Origin of the sequence: uncultured Cocleimonas sp. (genome assembly GCF_947495625.1) — a bacterium.
Classification (GTDB): Bacteria; Pseudomonadota; Gammaproteobacteria; order Thiotrichales; family Thiotrichaceae; genus Cocleimonas.
Genome location: NZ_CANLZW010000001.1, coordinates 100907 through 126267, shown reverse-complemented (window position 1 = coordinate 126267; position 25361 = coordinate 100907). Strand labels below are relative to the sequence as shown.

Sequence of the window (25361 nt, the reverse complement as noted above, 5' to 3'; positions counted from 1 at the left end):
TAAAATAACTAACAACAAGAATTATAAAAAGGGTCCTTCTCATGTCAAAGTCAGTTAAATTCGTAAAAATTGTATCGCCTATTGCATTAGCAATCGCTCTTACTGCTTGTGGTGGTGGAGGCTCTTCATTTGGGGATGGCGACACTAGTTCATCAGGAGATGATTCAGCAATAGTAATTGCAAGTTCAATTGAGCTTAGTGTGAGCTCTCGACAACTAGCATCTGATGGTTCATCACCAATAACTATTACCGCTATAGCAAAAGATTCAAATAATACAGCTATCGATGCTGCAGATATAACTTTTGCAGTAGATAAAGATGCAACGATTTTAAAAGATGCAACAGTTACAACAACTGTTGACCCTGAAGACCCAACTGCTGAGCCAGTAACAACAATTACTGCGGGTTCTGTGCAAACTGCTACATTAAAGCCTGGTTCTGCAACAAATCAAACATTAACTGTTACCGCTTCTTCAGGTAGCACTTCTAAATCAATTACTGTTGAAGTGGTGGGTACAGAAGTGACCATTGATGGGCCTCAAGCAATTACGTTGAATAAAGATAATCCCTTCGTACTTAAATTGAAAGATAGTTCAAATAAAGCAATCGCTTACGAAATAGTAGTACTTTCATCTTCAGCAGGGAATACGATTAAAACTGATAGTAATTTTGAAACTGATTCTGCGGGTGAAATCGCTTTCACCGTTACTGGAGATGCAAGTGGAGTAGATACAATTACGGCAAATGTACTAGGAGCCAGCTTTGAAAAAAATATTGAGGTTTCTAGTGATGAGTTCGCATTATCATCGACTTCAGATGAAGAAATAAATATAAATACGAATGCTTCAATTGGTTTCATATGGACTAAAAATGGTATTGCTCAATCAGGAAAAACAATTACTTTGAGTGCGACGCGAGGTGATATTACAAGTCAAACTGCGGTTACTGATGCAGACGGTAAAGCTAACTTTTCAATATCGTCTCCTACAGCTGGCCAAACTGTTATTACTGCAACTACAGCTGATGGTTTATCAACAACGTTAGACAGAGAATTCGTTGCAACTACACCTGCTTATTTAAATACACAAGCAGATCCAACATTAATTTCACCTAATGGTACCAGTACAATAATTGCTAAGGTACGTGATAATAATGACAACCCCGTAAAAAATAAAATTATTGATTTTAGATTAAATGATACGGTTGATGGAGTTTTGAGCGGCTCAACAGCGATCACAGATTCTTTAGGGCGCGCTTCCGTTTCCTACAAGGCAGGTAATTCATCTAGTGCTAAAGATGGAGTAATAATTAAAACGTTCATACAAGGTTACCCTGCAGTTGCAGAAGATGAAATTAAACTTACCGTAGGTGGAAATGCTCTCCGTATAGTGTTGGGTGACGATCATTTGTTAGAAGCAGATGATGTCTTCTATAACAAAAAGTTTGGAGTTATCGTAACAGATAGTGCTGGAAATCCCATTAAAGGGCAGGATGTTTCATTCAAAATAATCCCTAAGTATTATTACAAAGGAAGTTTGTGGGATACTGGCGATGGCTGGAGTGGGCAATCAGTTTATGACGAAACTGGTTCAGTAATATACAAAGGTGTTACATCAGTTTGTTTATCAGAAGATTTTGATAATGACGGTAATTTAGATAGTGGCGAAGATATTAATTTAAACGGCACTCTTGAGCCTACTCATGATGCCACTGTAACTGGTTCCGGAGTTACCGATGAAAACGGTAAAATTGTGGTAGAAACTGTTTATCCTAAGAATACTGCCTGGTGGTCAGAGCAAAGAATTGAAGCTACTGTGACTGTAGATGGTACAGAGTTTATAGAATATACAGACTTCAGGCTTCCAGTACTGGCTGCTGATGTTAATAGTAGTGACACAACACCGCCTAACCTAAATAGTCCTTATGGCACATGGGGAGGTTGTACTGATGATCCCGATGGTACACCACCTCCGCTTCCATCGGCTGATCTTTCATTATTGGTTGTAAATCCTCTGACAGGAGCAGAAGTTAGGGAATTAGAAAATAATGTTTGGTACTCCATAAGTGGTGATGGAAATATTCTTAGCGCTAGTACTTATACACTGACCTCAAGTGTTGCAACTATTGAGCTTGGTCCTAATAATTCATTTAGATTGCAAGATAATAATACAGAAGTTAATAATTCAGGTTTTTATATTAATTTAGATTTAGATGGGACAGGAAAGATTTTCTTCTATAGAGATAATACTGCGATCATTGAAACAGATAGTACACCTCCTGAGATATTTATATCTGGTAATAATCCAGTAGCTGTAACTCAAGGAGATGTATATGTTGATGCAGGAGCAACAGCTATAGATCTAGTAGATGGACCTCTGACGGCTACTGCAGTGCTAGGCTTGCCAGTAGATACAAGTGTTCTAGGTACCCATAGTATTGTATACAGAGCAACTGATCGTTCTGGTAATATACAACAATTGATAAGAGAGGTAGAAGTTGTTGCCCAAGATGTACCAACAATTAGATTGAATGATGCTGTTTCACAGAATAATCAATTTCCAGATCTAGTTCTTAATATTGGTGATTTATATGTTCCTAATGAGTCGGCTCAAGATCCTACTGATGGAGATATTACTGTAGTTGTATCTGGTGATACGGTGCCAGTAGACGGGAATAATAAGGTAACTAATGCAGGTACTTACTATGTAACTTATACAGCTGTTGATACTGATGGAAATGAAGCAATAGCAACTCGTACTGTCATAGTTAATCCTTAAATTCAACTTAAGGTGTTAAATAAAAAAGCCACTATTTGATAGTGGCTTTTTTATTTTCTGATATTGACAAGAGAGATGAGTATGAAAATATATCTATTTCAATACTTTTTGTTAGATTTTTTAAGTTGTTGATTACATTTGTATTAAGTTTATGGTTATTTGTTAAAACACTTGCTTCAAGCATTAAAGCCTCTGCTGAAATAATAGCACTATCCGGAAGATGGGCTTGATTTGTTGCTTCGGGCAATAAACTATCTGGATCTTCAATCCATAAGTTATTTATATAAAATTTGTCCCAGGCTGTTTTAGCTATTTCGAGTCCTATTTTCTTAGCCTGACTATCATTATTTGCGTTACTCCATCTCATTAAACCCCAGGAGACAGCGGCATAATCATATAATGTTCCTTGCTGGTCAGTTGCTGAAGAACGACGAAGTTTATTACCATCCCATAAATTTATTAAAAACTGAGATAGTTTTTTACCACTTACTTTCACTGAATTATCGTATTCAGACCCTCTTGCAAAGGCAGCAAGTGCTAATCCATTCATACCTGACAATAATTTGATGTCTCGAGGAATTTCTCTCGTTTTGTTTCGATGCAATTTGAGTTTTAATTTTAGTTTCTTAAGTCTTTTTGACGTTTCATTTGCCGTCAATTTGAGTTTTTTCGAGAGTTCACTCAGACTTAGTTTTTGTCTAGGTAAATTACCTGCTGGCAATTCCCCCACTCTGTCTAAATTCCAATAGTTGTTAGCTATGTTTAATTCTGCAGAAGTCAGTATTTCCTTAAGCTCTTTTTGTTGCCACAAATAATAACCACCCTCTTCATTTTTGGAATCAACGGCTGATAGGCTGGCAATATAGGCATTGCTTTCGCCTTGCATTTCATCTTGTAAAAAATGCAATGTTTCTAAAGCGATTTCTCTGTAAATAGGATTATTGGAATAATCCGCAGCATCAAAGTATAAAAGTGGCATTAGTGCATTGGTGTACAACATTTTTTCGAAGTGAGGAGTTTCCCAGTCTGGATCAATCGTGTAACGGTAAAAACCACCTGCTATTTCATCGTGAAGCCCTTGTTGGGACATTTTTTGAAGTGTTAAATGTATAAACTCATCGGCTTCTTTGTTCTTTTGTTTTTTATTCAGCTTCAATAACGCCCAAAGTTGCGGTATTTGTGGAAACTTTCTGTCTTGTCCAAATCCCCCTTGAAGCGTATCTGCATACTCCATCGCAACATCAACATATTGATCGGCGAGTTGTGAAATATCGCCTTCAACGATTCTTTCTTGTTTTTCTAACATCGCGACCAAAGTCTGGCTCATCTCTTTAGCTTTTTTTGAAAGAGCAATCTGTTCTGTTTTCCACTTTTTATCGAGTTGATTAAGGACATTGGAGAAATGATTTCTAGGGAGATAAGTTGCCCCAACTAAAGGATAGCCATCGGGTGTGATGAATACGTTTAGCGGCCAACCTGCTGTGCCATTAGTGATTTGCACAAATTCGATTAAGCGCTTATCTAATACAGGGTTTAATTCGCGGTCGACTTTTACCGAGATATACTCTTTATTCAGTTTTTTAGCGATATCTTTATCAGAATAGCTTTCGCGTTGCATCACATGACACCAATGACAAGCAAAGTAGCCCACAGATACCAGCAGTAATTTATTCTCTTTTTTTGCCTTATCTAAAGCGGGCTTTCCCCATTCCATCCAGTTGACGGGATCGTTTCCATGGAGTGCCAGATAAGGGGAGGAGTGGTTTTTTAATTGATTTGCACTCGTGGTAAATGTAGAAATGATGAAAAGTAGTGTTAGCAACTGCTTCATGTTTTCGTCCTTGAAATCATAAAATGTAAACTCAATCATATCACTACGTATGGCATACGTTTCTGGTTGCATTATCTGATATATATAGCCACCAAGGCTCTTACAAACGTATAATATGTCGAAACTTTACAAAAAATATTGGATATAATCGTACGCATGTCAGGAAATACTTACGGAAAACTATTTACAGTGACCTCATTTGGTGAGAGTCATGGTCCAGCGATTGGTTGCATTGTTGATGGCTGTCCTCCAGGAATGGAGCTTTCAGAAGCAGACTTGCAAGACGATTTAGATCGTCGTAAACCAGGTACAAGTCGTCACACTACACAACGTCGTGAATCTGATGAGGTGCAAATTTTATCTGGTGTCTTTGAAGGTAAAACCACGGGTGTGCCGATAGCATTGTTAATCAACAATACAGATCAACGATCTAAAGACTATTCCAATATTATGGATCAGTTCCGCCCTGGTCATGCGGATTACACCTACTATAAAAAGTATGGTTTACGTGATTATCGCGGTGGTGGTCGTTCTTCTGCGCGCGAAACAGCAATGCGTGTTGCAGCAGGCGGAATCGCTAAAAAATATTTGAGAGAACGATACGGTATCGAAATTAAAGGCTACCTTTCGCAATTAGGTCCTATCAAAATTGAATCCGTAGACTGGAATGAAATAGCGAATAATCCATTCTTTTCACCTGATGCTAGCAAAGTGCCTGAAATGGAAGCGTATATGGATGCGCTTCGTAAAGAAGGTGAGTCTATTGGCGCAAAAATAACGACAGTCGCTACTGGCGTTCCTCCGGGATTAGGTGAGCCCATTTTTGATCGTTTAGATGCTGATATTGCTCATTCTATGATGAGTATCAATGCCTCTAAAGGTGTAGAAATAGGTGCTGGTTTTGATTCGATCACTCAAAAGGGCACAGAACATCGCGATGAAATCATGATCGATGGTTTTGATGGAAATAGTGCTGGTGGTACTTTAGGTGGTATATCTTCTGGTCAGGATATTGTGGTGCATACTGCATTTAAACCTACGTCTAGTATTCGTATCCCTGGTAAAAGTGTCAATATCAAGGGCGAGCCAATCGAAGTCGTAACTAAGGGGCGTCATGATCCTTGCGTAGGTATTCGTGCTACACCTATTTGTGAAGCGCAACTGGCAATGACATTGATGGATCACATGTTAAGGCATCGTGCGCAAAATATGGATGTTAAAACAGATTTCGCTGATATCCCTGCTTCTAATAAGTAGAGTCTTTATAGCATTCTAAAGCGCTAATTAATTCAAAGGTCACCCCCCTACTTTAAGGGCGTTTTTAGAAAAATGCCCTTAAAGTAGGGGGGTGACTGTTTCTAAAACTTCTACCTCTTCTCACTAAATACAGCTGCGTAATTCTTATAATTAATGAATTGATGCATTTGTATTCAGCAAGATAGTGTTTTTCACACTAATATATAGTTTATCCATCTATTAGTTTTTGTTATTTCACTGTGTGTCATTGCTGAAAATAGGAGGCAAAATGAGTTTGAGTGCATTATTCCCCATGTTATTGGGTGTGTTTGGTCTAGGTGGTGCTTTTTATCTATATAAAGAGGTTTTAAAGTACCCCGGTGGCGAAGATAAGATAGCAAGAATAGCCGAGCAGATTCATCTGGGCGCCATGGTCTTCATGAGAAGAGAATACAAAATTCTCGGTATCTTCTGTGTTGTGGTCTTATTCTTAATTTTAATTTCTGACCTTGGTTGGAAGACAGCACTGTCATTCTTAATTGGTGCGTTTACATCCGCTTTAGCGGGTTATATAGGGATGTACACTGCTACCCAGGCTAATGTCAGGACAGCGGTCGCAGCATCAAAAGAAGGTGTCAGCAGTGCCCTTACGGTTGCATTCTTTGGTGGTTCTATCATGGGACTCACTGTTGCTTCTATGGGTTTACTGGGACTTGGTTTCCTTTATTTACTCTTTGGCGGAAATCCGGAAACTGCGCATGTCATTCATGGCTTTGGAATGGGAGCTTCCAGTGTTGCTTTATTCTCACGTGTCGGTGGCGGAATATTTACAAAAAGTGCTGATGTCGGTGCAGACTTAGTAGGCAAGATAGAAGCAGGGATACCTGAGGATGACCCAAGAAACCCAGGTGTGATAGCGGATAACGTTGGCGATAACGTCGGTGATGTTGCCGGTATGGGATCAGATATATTCGAATCTTATTGTGGCTCGATTATCGCAACCATTGCCTTAGCTTCTACCATGGCTGCGACAACCTTAACTCAATTGAATGCATCGCAAGATCAACTAATGTTCTTACCGTTAGTACTCGCTTCATTTGGTCTGATTTGTTCCATGATCGGTATATTTATCGTCAAGCAATCTGCCAATAAATCCCCTGAAGTGGCATTACGAACCGGGACAATTGGCGCTTCCGTTCTTTTCATTGCTATTGCTTTAATCTTGATAGCAGCAATGGGAATTAGTCTAAAAGTATGGGGAGCGGTTCTTGTAGGAGCAGCTGGTGGAATCATTATTGGTCTAGTCACCGAATATTATACCTCTGGTCCTCCAGTACAAAAAGTGGCGAAAGCTGGTGAAACCGGACCTGCGACTGTCATGATTGCGGGTTTAGCCGTGGGTATGCAATCGGTGGTAATTCCAGTTTTAACGATTTGCGGAATCATTCTTATATCCAGTAATTTATCCGGACTCTATGGTGTGGCGATTTCTGCTGTAGGGATGCTCGCGACAGTTGGAATAACAATGGCAATCGATGCGTATGGGCCTGTGGCGGACAATGCAGGTGGCATCGCTGAAATGGGCGGGATGGGAAAGGAAACTCGCGAGATTACAGATTCGCTGGATGAATTGGGTAACACCACAGCAGCAATTGGTAAAGGTTTTGCCATAGGCGCAGCAGCATTGGCAGCTTTGGCAATTATTTCCGCCTATATTGAAACTATCTCACATCATCAAGAAGATTTTTCTTTGCAAATCAATGACCCCTTAGTGCTGGCAGGCATGTTCCTTGGTGGAATATTTCCCTTTGTTATTAGTGCGATAACCATGAATGCGGTGGGTGAAGCCGCTTTTGATATGATCAAAGAGATTCGACGTCAATTCCGTGATATTCCTGGATTGCTCGAAGGTACCGCAGAGCCAGATACTGAACGTTGTGTAGACATTGCAACCACAGCTGCTCTAAAGCGCATGGTTCTTCCAGGCATACTGGCTGTATTTTCCCCCGTTGTCGTAGGATTTATACTGGGTCCACAAGCGCTTGGTGGCATGTTAGGTGGGGCATTAATCTGCTGTGTTTTACTCGCTCTCACAATGGCAAATGCTGGTGGCGTTTGGGATAATGCGAAAAAATACGTTGAGAAAGGCAATTTGGGTGGTAAAGGATCAGATACACATATGGCGGTTGTCGTCGGTGATACTGTTGGCGACCCGTTTAAAGATACATCAGGTCCGGCGATGAATATCTTAATCAATGTTATGGCTATCGTGTCATTGGTAATAGCACCTTTACTGGTTTAGTCATTTATTTAACTTTTAAATGATCGGACTCTATTAATCTCGTTTAGTACCCAATGGGTAATATTACCCATTGGCGTAATTTTTAATACAATATTGAAACTCTGAATCCCCGATTTATAGCGATTCCCCGCTAAATTTCAGAGAATTATTGTCTAACGCTAAGGAGACTAAATATGCCCGAACTATTCAGTGCAGATTGGATGAATGAACTCAAAGATGAATGGAATAACGACCCCGATGTAAGCGCAAAGCTTGGTGAAATTGGTTTTGATTCTGTAATAACCTGTGGCTATAAAGATGAAGAAAATCCCCGTGGAGTATTTGTTGTAGAGAAAGGCATTTGTGTCAGTGCTGGTGACTACGATGGAGAAACGCCTGACTGGGACATGCGTGCAAATCAGAAAGACTGGTTAAAATGGGTCAACAAAGGTATTGGCATGGCTGGTTTAGGTATGGCTTATGCGAGTGGTAAGCTTAAGTTTAAATCAGGTGATTATGGCGCAATGATGAAGAACCCTAAAATGGCTGGTCCATTTGTAAAAAGCTTTGGTTTAATGAAGAACATTGATACAAGTGTGTAACAATCTGTATCTTATTAAAATAAATAATAATTTGTAATTCCTGTTCACTATTACGGAAATAATAGTTAATTGGGTGGTAAAAAGTACTAGGAGAGTAATATGGGATTTATTAAAAATATATTAGCAATCATAGGTTTGGTTGCTTTAATTGGTGGTGGTTATGCATATAGCAAATTTGGTGGTGAACTGGATGAGCTAAACAAGCTTTCCCCAGAAGCTAAGACCCTTTATATGAATATGTGGTCAAAGCTTAAAGAAACCGGTAACTCAGCCGAATCAACAGTATGGAAAAGACAACTTGATGACGGTGTAAGCCCTGAAGATGCTGCTGAAGCAATGAGTTCTGTTGCAACGGAAGTAAATATCAAAGCGGTTGGAATTCTTCCATTATCAAAAGAGGTTGAAGCCAAAACAGGTGAGAAACAACGCCTATTAACCATCTACCAATATTGTAACCCGCTGACTGCAGTAAAAATGATCGAATATTCAGATGCCTTTTCAGCTTACTTGCCTTGTCGTATAGCCATGGTTGAGGATAAAGAAGGTAAATTCTGGTTGTATTCACTGGATATGGATTTAATGATCCATGGTGGAAAAACATTACCAGAGGACCTCTTCAAAGAAGCAAATGCAGTTAAAAATGTAATGCTCAAACTTATGGAAGCAGGTGCTACTGGCGAGTTTTAATACTAGTTTTCATATTTAAAGTAATTTAATTTTTTAAGTTACTGATAAATTGACTAATAGAGGTGTCTATTGACTGCCTCTATTAGTTAAATATCTACTCAATAAAGCAAATAAAAATAATATTTGGGACAGATACCAGCAATAAAATCCCAATCCTAATTCCTTGATGTACATCTTTTCAGCATGTATACCTGAAAACAAACCAGTTGGAATTTCTTGAAAGCTAAAGGTTTCTGATGCAATTACCAAGGCAAGTAAACTCAATAAAACAGATACTCTTGGTCGTGATTCAAAAATAAGTAGCGCTAATATATTTATGGGATTTGCATACCAAGCAAATTGAAAGACTACTATACCCATCCAACCCAAAATAAAGACCCATATACCGATAACATCTCCATCAGGTGTAAAAAACGTCGGTAAAAACAAAGAAATGACAAAACTTAGCGCACTAAGAAATAACAAAACTTTTGAGAGTATTTCAGAAATACTGATAGTTATCTGTGAGTTATAAGAATTAAGGGTGTTTTTATGCGCCATCTTACAAGATTAACTTCAAGCTGATCAAAAAGCATAAAAGTTACTCTAAAGGGTGGTTTTAAGGCGATAGGTCGCTATAAATTATTAACCTTTTGTCTGCTTACTTTTGTTAAATATGGGTCAATAATTTACAATGTAGCTATATAAAAATAAGAAAAAACAACAATTAGTTATATGCATCAGTTTTTAACTCGGTCAATAAGTCGATTGGTAATGGGGAGTTTTGTATTCGTCCTGTTGTTACCTTTGGGATTTATTCTTTCTAGCCTCAGTCAGCACTCGTGGGATAGTGCTCAGAATGAGTTGAAGGAAAAGCATTTGCTAATCGCAAAGAATATGACTTTGCCAGTGGGTCAGTACTTTTCATCCTATCAGAAGAATTTAAATACATTTGTTGAAACCACTAACCTATCAACTAAAAGTACAGATGGTATAAAAAGCCTAACCGATAAGTTTGTAAACTCACTAGAAAATTTCGTTGCCATATCATTTCTTTCTATAGAAGATGGTTCATCAGTTGTTTCTGTCAAGGATGAATATAAGATTCGATCAACTGAGAGTCTCAATTCTTTTCCTTATCACCAGACAGAGAATAAATATCGGAAATACGACACGGTAAATTCAATATCCTCTGTTATCAGAAGTTCAGTATCACAGAAGCCAGTGGTGCTAATAAAGCATCACATAATCGGCAAAGATCTGAATAAAAAAGGAACAATATTTGTTGAACTTGATTTGGCACCTGTTCGCGAAATGTGCAATAAAATCAAATTTGGTCAAAAGGGTCATTGCGTTATTGTTGATCAACTAGGCCAGGTAGTTGCACACCCAAATAAAGATCTCGAACAACAAATCCGTGATATATCTTCTATCGGTATCTTGGATAAGATGAAAGATACTATGAGTGGTCTTTGGAATTTCAATTCACCTTATCTAGAAGAAGATGTTGTATCAGGTTACAGCACTATTGAGAAACTAGGTTGGGGTGTATTGGTTGTTCAGCCTGAATCAGAGCTGGTATCACCCTTTAAACAAGTGATTAATACCGTATTAACCTGGCTAGCCGTAGGCATCATTATTTCACTACTGGTAGCCTATATACTCGCTCAACAAATTACCAAACCTATAAACACACTGGTGCTTAAATCTAAAGAGATAGGTACAAGATCGGATAATTTTAATCTTGGAAAAATTCCTGAAAATAGTCCTATTGAGGTGTCAGAGCTTTGGAGGGCATTGTCTGCTCTGGTAAGTAGACTGCATAAATCTAATAGAGAAGTACGTAAACTTAACTATTCACTGAGTAAGGACATTGAGAAAGCTACGGCTAAGCTTCGTGCAACGAATAGATATCTTTATAAGATGAGTAGTAATGATCATTTAACCAATATAGCAAATCGACGTTTCTTCGAAGACTCTGTTAATAAAATAATTGCGAAGAAAGGCAGAGAAAATGTTGGAATTATTGTTATTGATGTGGATAAATTTAAGTTTATCAACGATGAGTATGGTCATGAAGCAGGTGACTTAGCACTGAAACACATTGCTACGATAATGAAAGAAAGCACCCGCAGTAAAGATATACCAGCAAGATTGGGTGGTGACGAGTTTGTGGTTTATATCAATAATTGCACTGACGATGTGATGGTTAAAATTGCTGAAAACCTACGTAAAAATGTTCAAGACCAACCCATTCTATGGGAAGGAATCAGTATTCCATTGTCACTTTCTGTTGGAACAGTAAACTGCCCTGCGATTGTCGCCAAATCACTTGATCAATTACTCAAATTTGCCGATGAAGCGATGTATGAATCAAAAGAAGCGGGAAGAAATCATGTGTCTAACTATGTATTTCCGGGAAGTACTGCAGAGATAAAAGTAGTGGATAAAAAACCAACACCAATAAATAAAACGCTAGATAAAGAAGTAGAACAACAAAAGAAAGAACTTGAAGCTCTTTTAGATGATTTGCCTCATAAGCCAGAAGATCTTACAGATGAAATCTTATCTGAAGGGGCAGAAATGAAGAAGGAAAAACCTAAAAATATCTGGATCACAGCAAAATAATACAAAGTTACAGATATCTATATCTACACCCCCCCACTTTAAGCCTATTTTTAAGAACTTATCCAAAGGCTGTTTATTTCACAGCTTTTTTGTTTCTGGTTCAAAGAAACAAAAAGTTAAAATTAAAGACACTTAAGTATTCAACTACTAATATATAACAATGATATTCTTTATATTTTTCTCTTAAGGTTTTTTACATGACAGTCCGCACAGGATTCATAATAAGCTCTATTGGCATCACACTTTTCATTCTTTTATTTTCATTTATATGGAAACCGATCCTGTGGCTTTTTATCATAGTTGTTCCCATTATATTTGTGGGTATAAGGGATATGATGCAGAAGACCTCTACGTTATTGAGAATATATCCTTTCATTGGTCATCTCCGTTATTTCATGGAATACATACGACCAGAGATTCAGCAGTATTTTATTGAAGACGAAACAAACGGTATGCCAATAAGCCGAGAGTTCCGTGCCTTGGTTTATCAACGTGCCAAAGGTGTCAGAGATACTCGAGCATTCGGCACAGTATTTGATGTCTATAAACAGGGTTATGAATGGATCAACCATTCCCTTGAACCCCATGTGATAGAAAATAAAGATCCGCGCGTGATATTCGGTGCAAAAAATTGCAGTAAACCGTATGCGGCATCACCTTTGAATATTTCTGCGATGAGTTACGGGGCCTTGAGCAAAAATGCAATCATGGCGCTAAACAAAGGTGCAAAAATGGATAATTTTGCACATAACACAGGCGAAGGTGGCGTCAGCCCATATCATCTTAAACATGGCGGTGATTTAATATGGCAAATTGGTACAGGTTATTTTGGTTGCAGAAATAATGTAACCGAAGGTTTTGATGAAGAAAAATTCATCAAAACAGCGACTAAAGAAGAAGTAAAAATGATTGAGATCAAATTATCTCAAGGGGCAAAACCCGGTCACGGAGGCATCTTGCCTGCGGCAAAACTAACCCAGGAAATTGTCGATATTCGTGGTGTGGAAATGGGCAAAGATGTTGTTTCGCCACCTGCACACACCGCCTTTTCTTCGCCTAAGGGTCTATTAGAATTTATCGCTTTGTTACGTGAAAAAAGTGGCGGAAAACCCGTTGGCTTCAAGCTTTGTATCGGTCATAAAGCTGAATTTTTAGCGATTTGTAAAGCCATGAATGAGACTGGGCTAACGCCTGACTTTGTTACTGTAGATGGCTCGGAAGGTGGTACCGGCGCAGCACCAATAGAAATGGCAAACTCTGTAGGAATGCCACTCAGGGATGCCCTTAGTTTTGTTCATAATGCTCTGATAGGTGCGGGTGTGAGAGACGACATTAAAATTATCGCTGCAGGTAAGGTGATTTCTGCATTCCACATGATGCGTGTTTTAGCATTAGGAGCTGATACGATAAATTCAGCGCGTGGGATGATGTTCGCGCTAGGTTGTATTCAATCCCGACATTGTAATACCGATAAATGTCCAACCGGAATTGCTACTCAAGAACCTTTACGATATGAAGCACTGGATGTCACTGATAAAGGCCAGCGAGTCGCTAATTACCATCATTCGATGGTCAAACACTTGGTAGAGTTATTGGAAGTCGCTGGTATAAATCATACAGAAGAAGTTATGCCTTGGCATATTAATCGCCGCGCTAGCGCTACTGAAATAAAAAGCTATTATGATATTTACGAATCACTCGATGAAGGGTGTTTATTATCAAAGAAGACAATCCCTGAAACATGGCAAAGAAGTTGGGATATGGCTAATTATGATACTTGGGAATTGAATCCGGTTGTTAAGAAAAAGAAGCCTGTTATTGCTGGTTAATTCTTTTCCATTAATTGTCTATTAGTAGTGAAAGTAACATTAGCAATAGCAATAGCAATAGCAATAGCAATAGCAAGGAACTGTGGTAGGTCACCCCCCTACTTTAGGGCGTTTTTTATAGAATGATAGAAGCTATTTCGCTTTTGTATTCATGACATCATCGGCCACTTCAACAATAATCCCGGCGATTAATTCACAATCGTCGAGTTCAAACGTCAGCGGAATCCGCATATCCATAAGTGTTTCTAGAATAGCTTCTGTTTTCGGTAATTGAGGCATGTTCTGAAGGTATTTCCAGCTGTCGTAGCGGCTGGTGTAACCGGTGGGTTCTGCTCCACCAAACCATTTCAGCATGACTCCACGTTCTGCACATTGGTTTTGAAATGACTGGATCTGTTCGCGATTGAAAGAGGGCAGTGAAAACTGGATAGAACTAGCAACAAACTGTTCTTTTTTAGGACGACTTGGAATATTGATAGCATTACTTTTTTGCAAGACACTCTCGAGAACTCTATATCTCGCATTCCATCGATCACACTGTTGTTTTAAGTCTTGTAATTGCGGGCGCAATATTGCTGCACGTAAGTTATCCATGCGGCCACTGTAGTTTGGTGTTTCAAAGCGGATATTTTCAAAAGCTTCTTTTGGAGGCGCTGCTAAATGACGTTCAAACAGCATATAAGAACCTGAGTAGATAATTGCTTTTGCCATTATTTCCGGGTGTCGAGTCGTTAAAAAACCGCCTTCGCCCGAATTTATATGTTTATAGGTTTGTGTGCTGAAACAGGCAATATCACCAAAAGTGCCACTGTTTTTTCCATTCCAACTTGCACCCATGGTATGCGCACAATCTTCGATCAGGAAAATATCGTAGCGTTGACAGATCTCCATTACACGGTCCATATCAGCGATATGCCCACGCATGTGCGACAGCATGAAAAATTTAGCGCCAGAGGCTTTTGCTTGAGCTTCAAGGTGATCGAGATCATTACAATAATCTTCAGCCACATCAACCAATACAGGTACTGCGCCACTATTGTGTATGGCGCCAGGTACAGGAGCCAGAGTAAATGCATTACACAAGACTTGATCTCCTGTTTTAACCCCAGCAGCACGCATTGCGATGTGCAGAGCGTAGCCACCTGAAGAACAGGCGAGGCAATAAGGTATACCTAAAGATTCAGCAAATTCTAATTCTAATAATTCAGTCTCAGTCTTTTCATCACCAAGCGCATTATAACGATGCAACCTTCCGCCACGCATAACTTCAGTTGCCGCTTGAATACCCGCTTCAGGAATGGATTCTTGCTGGGTAAATGACTTAGTAAAATGTTTCATGTTGTACCTATTTTAATGCTTACAAACATGACTATAGACTAAAAGTCACCCCCCCACTTTAAGTGACTTTTCATTTTGCTGTTTAAAATGACCTAAGGAACTTATGCTTTGCGGAATGATATTTACGTTTTTGTTTTTAAAGAACGTAAATAGAATTTATGCAGAGCTAGGCGTTTTTTTACGTAGTTTTAATACGGTATATTTTAATTACAAAATGACTTAACGCGAGCTAACCAAAAGCACAAAATTCAGATGTATTACCTGTATTAAAGCGCCTGCTATGCAAAGACCACAACGGTCTTTAACTAAGCTTTTTTGAAGTACCTTGTCTACTACGAAGTAGCGTATAAAGACCACTGCTGACTACTACCGCACTGCCTAGCAAAGTCATAAAATTGGGTTGTTCAGAGAACACAAGCATTCCTAGAATCAAGGCGAATACTAAACGGATATAACGGAAAGGTGTCACTACCGATACTTCACCGATTCGCATGGCGATCGTTAAAGAATAGTAAGCAATGACGCCGAAGATTATCGCGCCTAAAATTTGTAAAGCTGGGAATAGGTCGGGTATCACCGCTCCACCACTAATCAATAACATAACAGTGCCGATAGGGAGTAAAACAAAAAAGCCGTAAATGCCTAACTGAGTGTTTGATAGCACTTTAGGTGCTGCCCGTGTTGCCAGGTCTCGTCCTGCAAAACCGAGTGTTCCCAATACCGCAAAAATTGATGCTGCTTCAAACCCTTCAAGTCCAGGTTGAAGAATCATTAGAACGCCAATGAAACCAACAATGATTGCCGTCCAACGATGCCAACCTACTTTTTCCCCGAAGAAGATTGCAGCACCTGTTACAACCACTAAGGGAGTAGCTTGAAGAATCGCTGAGGCGCTCGATAAAGGAGTAAAAACAATGGCTAGTGTATAGAAAACTCTGCCAGCAACTTCAAACATGGCCCTGAGAAAAATAGGTTTAGATTTAATCGCAGGATGTATGATGACTTCGTTGCGGCGCAGCGTTAAAACGATAAATGCAAGAGTGCCACCAATACCGAAAAAGATAAGAATCTCACCTACCGGAACTGATTTGGAAGCAAGCTTTATAAACATGTCTTCAAAGGTGAAACACGCCATTGCGAGCACCATAAAGAGGCTTCCCCTTAAATTATCCACAACAGTCCTTGGTAAATAAAAAGTGAGTATAGGTGCTTATTTAAATCTAAATGTATTTATTTAAAGATCTACAATTGTTGGTGCAGAAATGACCAGTATTAAGCAAAAACAGCTAAGATGACGAAGGCCATGGTCGTTGGCCTTCTGCATCTATCCATGCAGCAACCCAATCAGGTACATCAGCAAATGTATCTTCCGTGCCCAATGCCGCCAGAACCTCAGGGGCAGGAACCAGCCCATCTTTAGAGGTCACACAGACTTTCATCAATGCAGAAGAGCAGATCTGATCTTGGCGATGGGTTTCCTGCAAAAAGTAAATCCATCGGCCATCATGACAAATCATTTTGGAGGTCATGGTGAATTTGTGCATAAAAGGAATTCGTCGACGGTAACGAATACTCGCACCACCCACCGCTACTCCCCAGCCTTGTTTTTTCATCAGGCCAATGAAACCAACGCGCTGTGAATAATCCCAACGGCCCAATTCCATATAATTGAAATAGCGTGCGTTATTTAATTCGCCAAACATATCAACATCCAGAAATCCTGCACGAAGGTGCAACACACTCTCATCTTCAAGTGCTAGTTTCGGACGGTATTTAGCTTTAACAACGGTAATAATGAGTTTAATAAAAGGATACATATTGGATATTAGATTTGTTATTTAGTGCTTGAATATAGCAGTCATTGATTAAAATGCATGATATATATCGAGTTAAATACCTAATGTTAATACACAAAATGACACCCCCCTACTTTGAATGATATTACGTTTTTGTTTTTTTAAAACGTAAATAGAATTTATGCAGAGCTAAGGCTTTTTTTAGCAGAGCCTGATTTAGTAGGGGGCAGGTGTTCTCATCCTTCTCGTTAACAAAACGCCAATTAAATGTCTTTCATCAAACGCAATGCATCGTAAATTGCTGCGTGCGTATTACGTGCAGATACCGCATCACCAATTCTAAATAACTGAAACGATCCTTCAGGGTTCTCTTTGAAATCCTGCTGTTTACCTTCGATCAACGCATCATAATTAACAGCACCAAGATTGGAAGAAAGAGGCTTGAGATCAAAATACAAATCTTCCATTGGCAGTGTTCCATGATTTATGATCACCTGGTCGTAGAATTTATCTTCTCTAAGGTCGCTATAATCGGTGCCAATAATGGCTTTTAGTTGATCCCCTTCCTGCATAACATCCATCAGTCTTCGGGTAACGGTGAAGGTCACGTCTTTATCTTGAAGGCTACGCATATAAGGCACCAGATTCATTGCCATAACTTCGGGTGCAAAACTTCTGTCAGGCGTCATGATTTCAACTTTTGCGCCAGTGTTAGCGATAACTTCGGCAGCTTGCAAACCAGGGTGATCACCCGCGTCGTCAAAGATAAGCACATTCTTCCCTGGAGCTTCATGGCCAGAAATAATATCCCAGCTGGATGAAACCAAATGGTTTCCTGTTTCTAATACTTCAGTATCTGGCCAACCGCCTGTAGCGATGATGACTACATCGGGGTTTTCTGCATTTACCTCGTCGGCTTCCGCATAGGTATTGAATTTAAACTCGACACCTAAGTCCTTACACTGTTGCATGCGCCAGTCGATAATACCGATCATATCCTGACGACGTTTAGATAACGCCGTGAGAAGCACTTGCCCACCCGCTTCAGCGGCAGCTTCGAGAACAGTCACTGTATGTCCGCGTTCGCCAGCAACGCGTGCCGCTTCTAAACCTGCTGGGCCAGCGCCAACAATAACCACTTTCTTTTGCGTAGTGGCTTTTGGAATATCATGTGGCATGGTTAGCTCACGACCCGTCGCCGCGTTATGCATACACAATGCATCACCTGCCTGATAGATGCGGTCCAGACAGTAATTAGCGCCAACACAAGGACGAATATCGTGTTCGCGTCCCTGCGTAATCTTACGCACAATATGCGGATCAGCGATATGAGCACGGGTCATGCCAACCATATCTAACAGACCTTCCGAGATAGCATGTCGGGCAGTTGCAATATCGGGAATTTTGGCCGCGTGAAAGGTTGGCATGCCTGTTTCTTTTCTGACTTGCCCCGCAAAATCTAAATGCGGAGAACTAGGCATTCCCTGAATCGGGATTAGATCGGTTAAGCCAGCATCGTGGTTGATACGTCCACGCACTACATTGAGAAAATCCACCATGCCACTGTCACGGAATAGTTTAGATATTTCGATGCCATCTTCGGGTGTTAAACCTTGTTTGTGAACTTCATCTGCGGTGTAACGCATGCCGACTAAAAAGTCTGGTCCCACGCGCTCACGGATTGCTTCCAGTACTTCCATGGTAAAGCGGACCCGATTATTTAAATCACCACCATATGGGGCGCCCAAAGAGTTGGTAATCGGGGACCAAAACTGATCCATCAGGTGTCCATAAGCTTGCAATTCGATGCCATCCATACCGCCCGCTTTCATGCGTTCGGCGGCATCTGCGTAATCTTTAATCAGGCGCGTAATATCCCAATCTTCAATTCTTTTGGGAAAGGCTCTATGTGATGGTTCGCGGCGGTGTGATGATGATATCGCTGGCAACCAGTCACCTTTGCCCCAACCGGTGCGACGTCCTAAATGGGTTAACTGAATCATTACTGCACAATCGTGTTCATGGCAGGCATCTGTTAGTTGTTGAATCCAAGGTACGACTTCATCTTTATACGCCAGAATATTGTTAAACACCGGTGGGCTGTCTTTGGATACCGCAGCCGACCCCGCTGTCATGGTTAATGCAACTCCTGCTTTGGCGCGCTCAGCATGATAGGCCGCATAACGTTCTTTGGGCATGCCATCTTCAGGATAAGCAGGCTCATGGCTGGTAATCATGATGCGATTTTTTAAGGTTAAATGTTTTAACTGATAAGGCTGTAAAAGTGGATCGTTAGTCAAAGGTTTATCCTCGGTGTAGTCGGTTGTTTACTTAATTGTCAAAAAAATGGCTTAGCTCTGCATAAATTCTATTTACGTTTTTTAAAAACAAAAACGTAATATCATTCAAAAGTAGGGGGGTGTGTTTTGGTTTCTTCATTAGTTAAAGTCATGTCAAAAATTTCTACTAGAATAGTGAGATGAATATACCAGCTACTAATATGATGGAGAACGTCTCTCGTTTTCATAAATGACATGAAAAAAATTAATATCAATCTGCTCAACAATAAGTCTTTACTGGCATTTCATATTGCAGCTAAAACCAGCAGCTTTACCCGTGCTGCAGAAACGCTTAATGTCGGCCAGCCTGCGATAAGCCATGCGGTTAGGCAATTAGAGTCCATTCTCGATACCACCTTGTTCAAGCGCCAGCATGACGGTGTAAAGCTGACCAGTGAAGGTGAAGTGCTGGCTCATTATTTGAGTAAAGGCTTTGGTTCTATACAGCAAGGGCTGGAAGCCTTGATGGTTGAAAACCAGTATGAGATTACATTGCATATTTCAACCTCATTAGCGAGTCACTGGTTGATGCCACGTATTGCTAAATTTAAACAGAGCCATCCGAATATCCAGTTACGCTGTATTACGCAAGATACCGATAATGAAGTTCAGAACGGTGGTTTTGATTTATGTTTTCCACTTGGGCAAGTTAGCTGGGACGGTTTCGAACGCTACAAGTTTGTCGATGAAGTGATAACGCCTGTTTGTAGCCCTGCTTATTTAAAAGCTTCGCCACCGTTAAGCAAAATCGAACACTTGGCAGACCATGCCTTAATCCACCTTGAGGAGCGTTATACACATCGCTTTGATTGGCAGGATTTATTTGAAGATGCAAACCTGAACTACAGTAATTCCAAAGCAGAAGAGAGCTTCAATGATTACTCGGTTGTGGTGCAAGCGGTTTTAGAAGGGCAAGGTGTAGCACTGGGATGGAAGCATTTAATAGACCCGCTCATTCAGCAGGGAAAATTGATTGCGCCATTGGATCTTGAAATCAAAACGTATCACCCTTTCTATATAATCATCCCGAAGAATAAAGCAAAAAATCAGGCAGTTGTGCTGTTGAGAGATTGGTTGTTGGCGGAGATAGCGAGTTAAGAAGTATGAATAATAGTCCTTCAGTAAAAAAGCTGCTTAAAGTAGGGGGGTGACTTTTAAATAATTTAGGCTTTTATATCCACTGTTTTGGCATTACAAAGCTTAATTAAATCGCTAGGCGTCAACTCTATTTCCAACCCTCGTTTGCCTGCGCTGACATAAATCGTTTCATAGCTTGTTGCAGATTCATCTAAAACAAAAGGTAAACGTTTTTTCTGCCCGAGTGGGCTGATACCACCCAGAATATAACCTGTCGCTTTTTCAGCTTCTGTAGGATCAGCCATTGATGCTTTCTTAAAGCTCAATGCTTTAGCCGCAGACTTTAAATTGAGTTGGTTACTAACGGGAACAATCGCAACCGCAAGTTGCTTCGAATCAGTTGCTGCAATGAGCAATGTTTTGAATACCTGATTGGGGGAAATATCTAGTAAATTCGCGGCTTCCTCCCCATAGGAAGAAGCCTGCGAATCATGCGAGTATTCATGCAATGTGTACAGAATACCTGCTTTCTTGGCTGCATCGACTGCTGGAGTCATTTGCAGTGATCTCTCTTTACAGTCTTATTTGTCATACATAAGGTGGTAGTTAATCACTAAGCCACGTTTGTCTGCACTGGTTTCAGATAAGAATTTGCCAGACATCCCGCCGACTGATTCCATCATTTCCACATCTTTGTTATCCGGCATCGCTTTTTTCATGATGCTGGCAATTTTTCCCATATAACGTTTGCCATCGATAGCAGAGAAAGACATTTGTGGCTTATCATTTTTATAATCAACTAAAGAAGGCTTATCGTTGCCAACCATAATGTTTAATGATTTGTCACTTTTGCTCAAGTAGATATCTGGAACTGGTTGTCCACGACTAGGTATAAGTCCATCAGGCAGTTTAACCGCAGACCCATCATCAGGAATTTTTAAAGACATTAGTGGCGGAGCCATCATGCCAACCATTGAAAGTAAGCCTTTAGGATCATCTGTTCCTAATGAAATATAAGCATCAATCTTTTTAGGTTGCATACTATCATCAAGCTCAACATCAGAGACTGAAGCATAGATAGTTTTGAATTGAGACAGTCCCATATTCATCACCATCGCCATGCCGCCCATGCCTTTGCGGATTTCCTGGGGTTTTATAGAAGTACATTTATTCGCTTCACCCGCTGCAATAAGGAAGTTTGAGTAATTAGTGAGAGCATCGCGTAGCTTTTTGAAATCGACGTTCAGACCCATCTCGAAGATTGCGCCATCCGCACGTTGTGGAATATTCGTTGTATTAGCCAAGGTTTGAAGGCTTTCGCTAACTACCGGAGAAGTCTTCATCAATAATTCGTACTTCATTGACGCCGCTTTCAGTTCTTTAGTACCGAGAAGAATTTCAGGCATATTGTCTACGTGTTGCTCTACAACCGCTAAACAACCTTCAAGTTCTTTATCATCAACTTTACCTTTCATGCCTTCAGCGATCATTGGCTTCGATTTGTTGAAAACACTCTTTAAGTTGACGAAGCCGTCACCATAACCTTTGTAATCATTGTCTTTTAAGAAAGTATCCCATTTTGCAACGCTGTAGGATTCTTTAGGATTAGCTTTGCCAGTAAGATGAGCAATCATGGCTTCTTTCTTATCAGGCGTAAATGCAGATACTGCAACCTGGTTTTCTAAAAATACTAAAGCTATTGCCATCTCACCCGTTGGGTTCGTTGACGTAAAACAGTCTAGTTCGCCACATTTAGTGAGCTCTACTTTGTAACCGGATTTTTCTTCGGCACGCTTGATCATAGCCATTAGCTTTTCTTTGCTTGAATAACTCACACGCATAACTGGCATCATGTCGTAGCCATAAACCATGCTATTGGCTTTCTTCGAAAGACCCGTTTCTTCAAACTTATCTTTAGCCAATAAGTCACTGTAATCTACCATTAGAGCATTGAAGAATTTCTCAACATCTGGGCTGTCTTTTGCATCAGAATCTTTCTCAGCCTGTCCTTTTGAGAACATCGCAAGCATGTCTTTGCCACGCTTTAAATGGTATTCCATGACTTCTTCAGGAATTGCATTTTTATTAGCGAGTAAGTAAGACGTATCAGCAGGAACGTGCGCTAACATGCTTTCAAAGCCTGCTGCGTTTTTTGAACCACCAAATAGGTTTGATAGAAAACCTTCAGCGTTTACAGCAGTCGTAGAAACGACTGTCAGTGAAACTGCCAGGGCAAGTGTAGAGCCTGAGAGTGTTTTGTTAAATATTTTCAATGTGAGTACCTTCGCGTTGTTTATAGTTGTGAATATGCTTTGTTATGGTTTTACTTATTAAAACAGTTAATAACAGCGCAGTTTATCAAAGTTTATTACGTTAAAATGTGCAATATGTACAAAATACAAAAATTATTAGGCTTCATTTTAAGCAGGCAATGGCGAGACACTGCGGATGGAATCAACCTAAGTTTTTGGGTGAGTACTGAACAGGGCCCTGTACATATCTTGATAGATAGACAGCAAGCCGTTTGTTTTGTTCGACGTTCTAATACCTTAAAAGTAGATGCTTCGGTTCAACGAAAACCACTTGAGCTGAAAACTTTCGACCATGAAGCAGTAGATGGTCTGTATTTCCCGCAGCAACGCCAGCTGAACACATTGCGTGAGCATCTCGCTTACAATAAGCAGCAATTACTAGAGTCTGAAATTAAGCCCACCGAACGCTATTTGATGGAGCGTTTTATCACCGCTTCTGTAGAAATTAGTGGTGACGCGATTCAGCGCGAAGGGTATCTCGAATTCATAAACCCAGTGATGAAACCCGCAGAATATGATCCTGAATTTAGCGTGGTTTCACTGGATATCGAAACAGAAGACCTCAGAGGAAAACTATTTTCCATTGCCGTAACGAGCAACGATATTGAAGTAGTCTTTATGAATAAAGACGAGCCAGAAACGCACGATGGCACAGGAAATATTCACTGGTGCTACAGTGAAAGAGATGTGCTACAACAGTTTTTCCAATGGATGAAACAGCATGACCCTGACGTCATCATCGGCTGGAATGTCGTGGCGTTTGATCTGGATTTTCTGCAATGGAAATGTAAGCAATTGCAACTGCCTTTTGATATTGGCAGGGGGAATAAAAGAGACAGCAAAAATGCTGGCGGAACATCGAGTTATCAAAATTCAGCCATACTCACGCCACAAGTCAGCGGCCAACTGTACATTGCCCGAATTCCCGGTAGAGTTGTTCTAGATGGAATCACCTGTTTACGAGGCGCATTTTATTCGTTTGAAAGCTTCGCTCTGGATTATGTCGCCGAACTTCTATTAGGCCGTAAAAAACTGATTAGTGAAGACAAAAATAGTGCTAAAAGTGGGGGGGTGCCTTTAGATAAATTAAACGAGATACGTCGTCAATATCAAGAAGACCCCGTTGCTTTAGCTGAATACAATCTGGAAGATTGCCGATTAGTTGCCGATATTTTTGAGAAAACTGACATGCTGAGCTTTTCCATTCAGCGGGCAAAAATGACGGGACTGGCGATCGATCGACAGGGAGGTTCGACGGCGGCGTTCGATAATCTCTATCTACCCAGATTGCACCGACAAGGCTATGTGGCACCAGATATCGGGAGTCAACTAAATACCAAGACTAGTCCCGGTGGCTATGTGATGGATTCATTGCCGGGCTTGTATGAAAACGTGCTGGTGCTGGATTTTAAAAGCCTGTACCCGAGCATTATCAGAACCTTCAAGATAGATCCAATGGGACTGGCTGAAGGGCTTTCGCAGCATCATCTAGATGACACTATCCCCGGTTTTTTAGAGGCAGAATTCTCACGCGAAAAACACATATTGCCCGATATTGTTACCCGACTTTGGCAGCAACGTGACGAGGCAAAAAAAGAAAACAATAAGCCCTTATCGTATGCGATTAAAATCATCATGAATTCCTTTTACGGTGTTCTAGGCTCGTCTGGTTGTCGTTTTTTTAATCCACAACTCGCCAGTAGCATCACTATGCGAGGCCACGAAATTATTCAAACCAGCAAAGAGCTCATCGAGCAGCAAGGTTATTCTGTCATTTATGGGGACACCGATTCCGTCTTTGTATTACTGGGTGAAGGGAAAGAGAGGAGTGAATGTCAGAGTATCGGAGAGCAATTACAAACAATTTTGAATGCCTGGTGGAAACAGCATTTACTGGATGAGTTTGACATCGAGTCTAATCTGGAAATTGAATTCGAAACACATTACCTACGCTTCTTAATGCCCACTATTCGGGGTGCTGAAACGGGCAGTAAAAAACGCTACGCCGGGATGATCCAAACTGGTGCGGATGAAAATTCAGAGAAGTTAATGGTCTTTAAAGGCTTAGAAACAGTGCGCACAGACTGGACGCCGTTAGCACGTGAATTTCAACAGGAACTATATAAACGCATCTTCAATAATCAGCCCTACGAAGACTATATTTCAGCAACACACGATGCTTTGATTAATGGTGAATTAAACCATAAATTAACCTATACCAAGCGTTTACGCAGACCACTGGAAAGTTATACCAGCACCCAGCCACCACAGGTTAAAGCGGCGCGAAAAATGAAAAACCCCGGTAGAAAAATCCAATATGTCATCACTTTGAATGGTCCAGAACCGCTTGAAAGTTTAGATTCTATTCCGGATTATCAGCATTATGTGGACAAACAATTGGCACCTGTAGCGGATAGTATTTTGTATTTTTTAGGCACAACATTCGAAAAAATTACAGCGCGCCAGCTTGATGTATTTGGTTAAAAAAACGCCTAGCTCTGCATAAGTTCCTTAAGTCATTTTAAACAGCAAAATGAAAAGTCACTTAAAGTAGGGGGGTGACTTAAATAAATCGTTGCTAATTGTCCTTATCTTTTCAGCAGAAAGTCTCATTTTTGAAGTGAATTTCAGAATTATGTAAGCGTTTTC

Annotated in this window: 17 protein-coding genes; 9 read left to right on the top strand and 8 right to left on the bottom strand. The window is 40.3% G+C overall.

The window, feature by feature from the left end:
* Positions 1 to 41 precede the first annotated feature (41 nt).
* Positions 42 to 2777 carry an immunoglobulin-like domain-containing protein gene (locus tag Q1A31_RS00525; protein WP_299870863.1) on the top strand — a complete coding sequence of 912 codons (2736 nt, stop codon included), beginning with the start codon at positions 42 to 44 and terminating at the stop codon, positions 2775 to 2777.
* A gap of 31 nt (positions 2778 to 2808) precedes the next feature.
* Here the strand turns inward: Q1A31_RS00525 and Q1A31_RS00520 are convergent, their stop codons facing one another.
* On the bottom strand, positions 2809 to 4608 hold the full coding sequence (locus tag Q1A31_RS00520) for a thioredoxin domain-containing protein (protein ID WP_299870861.1): 1800 nt from the start codon (positions 4606 to 4608) through the stop codon (positions 2809 to 2811).
* A 156-nt stretch (positions 4609 to 4764) separates the two neighbouring features.
* Here Q1A31_RS00520 and aroC point away from each other — a divergent pair, with 156 nt between their 5' ends.
* The 4 genes from aroC to Q1A31_RS00500 all read left to right on the top strand — a co-directional run bounded on the left by aroC (position 4765) and on the right by Q1A31_RS00500 (position 9414).
* Positions 4765 to 5865 (top strand): chorismate synthase, encoded by a 1101-nt coding sequence (aroC, locus tag Q1A31_RS00515; protein ID WP_299870859.1) that lies wholly within the window; start codon positions 4765 to 4767, stop codon positions 5863 to 5865.
* A 268-nt stretch (positions 5866 to 6133) separates the two neighbouring features.
* On the top strand, positions 6134 to 8146 hold the full coding sequence (locus tag Q1A31_RS00510) for a sodium-translocating pyrophosphatase (RefSeq protein WP_299870857.1): 2013 nt from the start codon (positions 6134 to 6136) through the stop codon (positions 8144 to 8146).
* A 173-nt stretch (positions 8147 to 8319) separates the two neighbouring features.
* A complete protein-coding gene (locus Q1A31_RS00505) occupies positions 8320 to 8727 on the top strand; it encodes an SCP2 sterol-binding domain-containing protein (protein WP_299870855.1) in 408 nt (135 codons plus the stop codon).
* A 99-nt stretch (positions 8728 to 8826) separates the two neighbouring features.
* Positions 8827 to 9414, top strand: a complete 588-nt coding sequence (locus Q1A31_RS00500; protein WP_299870853.1) for a DUF302 domain-containing protein — start codon at positions 8827 to 8829, stop codon at positions 9412 to 9414.
* A gap of 66 nt (positions 9415 to 9480) precedes the next feature.
* Here the strand turns inward: Q1A31_RS00500 and Q1A31_RS00495 are convergent, their stop codons facing one another.
* On the bottom strand, positions 9481 to 9954 hold the full coding sequence (locus tag Q1A31_RS00495; RefSeq protein WP_299870852.1) for a hypothetical protein: 474 nt from the start codon (positions 9952 to 9954) through the stop codon (positions 9481 to 9483).
* A 213-nt stretch (positions 9955 to 10167) separates the two neighbouring features.
* Between Q1A31_RS00495 and Q1A31_RS00490 the strand changes: the two genes are divergently transcribed.
* Both Q1A31_RS00490 and Q1A31_RS00485 read left to right on the top strand, forming a co-directional pair.
* The gene (locus Q1A31_RS00490) at positions 10168 to 12021 is read left to right on the top strand and encodes a diguanylate cyclase (RefSeq protein ID WP_299870850.1); all 1854 of its coding nucleotides are present in this window, start codon (positions 10168 to 10170) and stop codon (positions 12019 to 12021) included.
* A 332-nt stretch (positions 12022 to 12353) separates the two neighbouring features.
* A complete protein-coding gene (locus Q1A31_RS00485) occupies positions 12354 to 13850 on the top strand; it encodes an FMN-binding glutamate synthase family protein (protein ID WP_299870849.1) in 1497 nt (498 codons plus the stop codon).
* A gap of 132 nt (positions 13851 to 13982) precedes the next feature.
* Here Q1A31_RS00485 and Q1A31_RS00480 read toward each other — a convergent pair whose 3' ends face one another.
* The 4 genes from Q1A31_RS00480 to Q1A31_RS00465 form a co-directional block, all read right to left on the bottom strand.
* Positions 13983 to 15188: a DegT/DnrJ/EryC1/StrS aminotransferase family protein gene (locus Q1A31_RS00480; RefSeq protein ID WP_299870847.1), complete on the bottom strand. Its 1206-nt coding sequence runs from the start codon at positions 15186 to 15188 to the stop codon at positions 13983 to 13985.
* A 301-nt stretch (positions 15189 to 15489) separates the two neighbouring features.
* Entirely contained in the window at positions 15490 to 16362 is an 873-nt protein-coding gene (locus Q1A31_RS00475) for a DMT family transporter (protein WP_299870845.1), read from the bottom strand.
* A gap of 112 nt (positions 16363 to 16474) precedes the next feature.
* Positions 16475 to 17005 (bottom strand): acyl-CoA thioesterase, encoded by a 531-nt coding sequence (locus Q1A31_RS00470; protein ID WP_299870844.1) that lies wholly within the window; start codon positions 17003 to 17005, stop codon positions 16475 to 16477.
* Positions 17006 to 17247: 242 nt separating this feature from the next.
* Complete coding sequence (locus tag Q1A31_RS00465) at positions 17248 to 19284, bottom strand: NADH:flavin oxidoreductase (RefSeq protein ID WP_299870843.1); 2037 nt, start codon at positions 19282 to 19284, stop codon at positions 17248 to 17250.
* A 234-nt stretch (positions 19285 to 19518) separates the two neighbouring features.
* Here Q1A31_RS00465 and Q1A31_RS00460 point away from each other — a divergent pair, with 234 nt between their 5' ends.
* Complete coding sequence (locus Q1A31_RS00460; RefSeq protein WP_299870841.1) at positions 19519 to 20421, top strand: LysR substrate-binding domain-containing protein; 903 nt, start codon at positions 19519 to 19521, stop codon at positions 20419 to 20421.
* A 65-nt stretch (positions 20422 to 20486) separates the two neighbouring features.
* On the opposite strand, the gene ybaK is transcribed toward Q1A31_RS00460, so the two are convergent.
* Together ybaK and Q1A31_RS00450 are read right to left on the bottom strand one after the other, a co-directional pair.
* The gene (gene ybaK / locus Q1A31_RS00455) at positions 20487 to 20957 is read right to left on the bottom strand and encodes a Cys-tRNA(Pro) deacylase (protein WP_299870839.1); all 471 of its coding nucleotides are present in this window, start codon (positions 20955 to 20957) and stop codon (positions 20487 to 20489) included.
* A gap of 24 nt (positions 20958 to 20981) precedes the next feature.
* Positions 20982 to 22673 (bottom strand): hypothetical protein, encoded by a 1692-nt coding sequence (locus Q1A31_RS00450; RefSeq protein WP_299870837.1) that lies wholly within the window; start codon positions 22671 to 22673, stop codon positions 20982 to 20984.
* A 114-nt stretch (positions 22674 to 22787) separates the two neighbouring features.
* Between Q1A31_RS00450 and Q1A31_RS00445 the strand changes: the two genes are divergently transcribed.
* Entirely contained in the window at positions 22788 to 25196 is a 2409-nt protein-coding gene (locus Q1A31_RS00445) for a DNA polymerase II (protein ID WP_299870836.1), read from the top strand.
* Positions 25197 to 25361: the final 165 nt, after the last annotated feature.

Bases quoted from the DNA above. Each gene is read 5' to 3' on its own strand.
- Q1A31_RS00525 (WP_299870863.1), top strand. From the start codon at position 42: ATGTCAAAGTCAGTTAAATTCGTAAAAATTGTATCGCCTATTGCATTA.
- Q1A31_RS00520 (WP_299870861.1), bottom strand. From the start codon at position 4,608: ATGAAGCAGTTGCTAACACTACTTTTCATCATTTCTACATTTACCACG.
- aroC (WP_299870859.1), top strand. From the start codon at position 4,765: ATGTCAGGAAATACTTACGGAAAACTATTTACAGTGACCTCATTTGGT.
- Q1A31_RS00510 (WP_299870857.1), top strand. From the start codon at position 6,134: ATGAGTTTGAGTGCATTATTCCCCATGTTATTGGGTGTGTTTGGTCTA.
- Q1A31_RS00505 (WP_299870855.1), top strand. From the start codon at position 8,320: ATGCCCGAACTATTCAGTGCAGATTGGATGAATGAACTCAAAGATGAA.
- Q1A31_RS00500 (WP_299870853.1), top strand. From the start codon at position 8,827: ATGGGATTTATTAAAAATATATTAGCAATCATAGGTTTGGTTGCTTTA.
- Q1A31_RS00495 (WP_299870852.1), bottom strand. From the start codon at position 9,954: ATGGCGCATAAAAACACCCTTAATTCTTATAACTCACAGATAACTATC.
- Q1A31_RS00490 (WP_299870850.1), top strand. From the start codon at position 10,168: ATGGGGAGTTTTGTATTCGTCCTGTTGTTACCTTTGGGATTTATTCTT.
- Q1A31_RS00485 (WP_299870849.1), top strand. From the start codon at position 12,354: ATGATGCAGAAGACCTCTACGTTATTGAGAATATATCCTTTCATTGGT.
- Q1A31_RS00480 (WP_299870847.1), bottom strand. From the start codon at position 15,188: ATGAAACATTTTACTAAGTCATTTACCCAGCAAGAATCCATTCCTGAA.
- Q1A31_RS00470 (WP_299870844.1), bottom strand. From the start codon at position 17,005: ATGTATCCTTTTATTAAACTCATTATTACCGTTGTTAAAGCTAAATAC.
- Q1A31_RS00460 (WP_299870841.1), top strand. From the start codon at position 19,519: ATGAAAAAAATTAATATCAATCTGCTCAACAATAAGTCTTTACTGGCA.
- ybaK (WP_299870839.1), bottom strand. From the start codon at position 20,957: ATGACTCCAGCAGTCGATGCAGCCAAGAAAGCAGGTATTCTGTACACA.
- Q1A31_RS00445 (WP_299870836.1), top strand. From the start codon at position 22,788: ATGTACAAAATACAAAAATTATTAGGCTTCATTTTAAGCAGGCAATGG.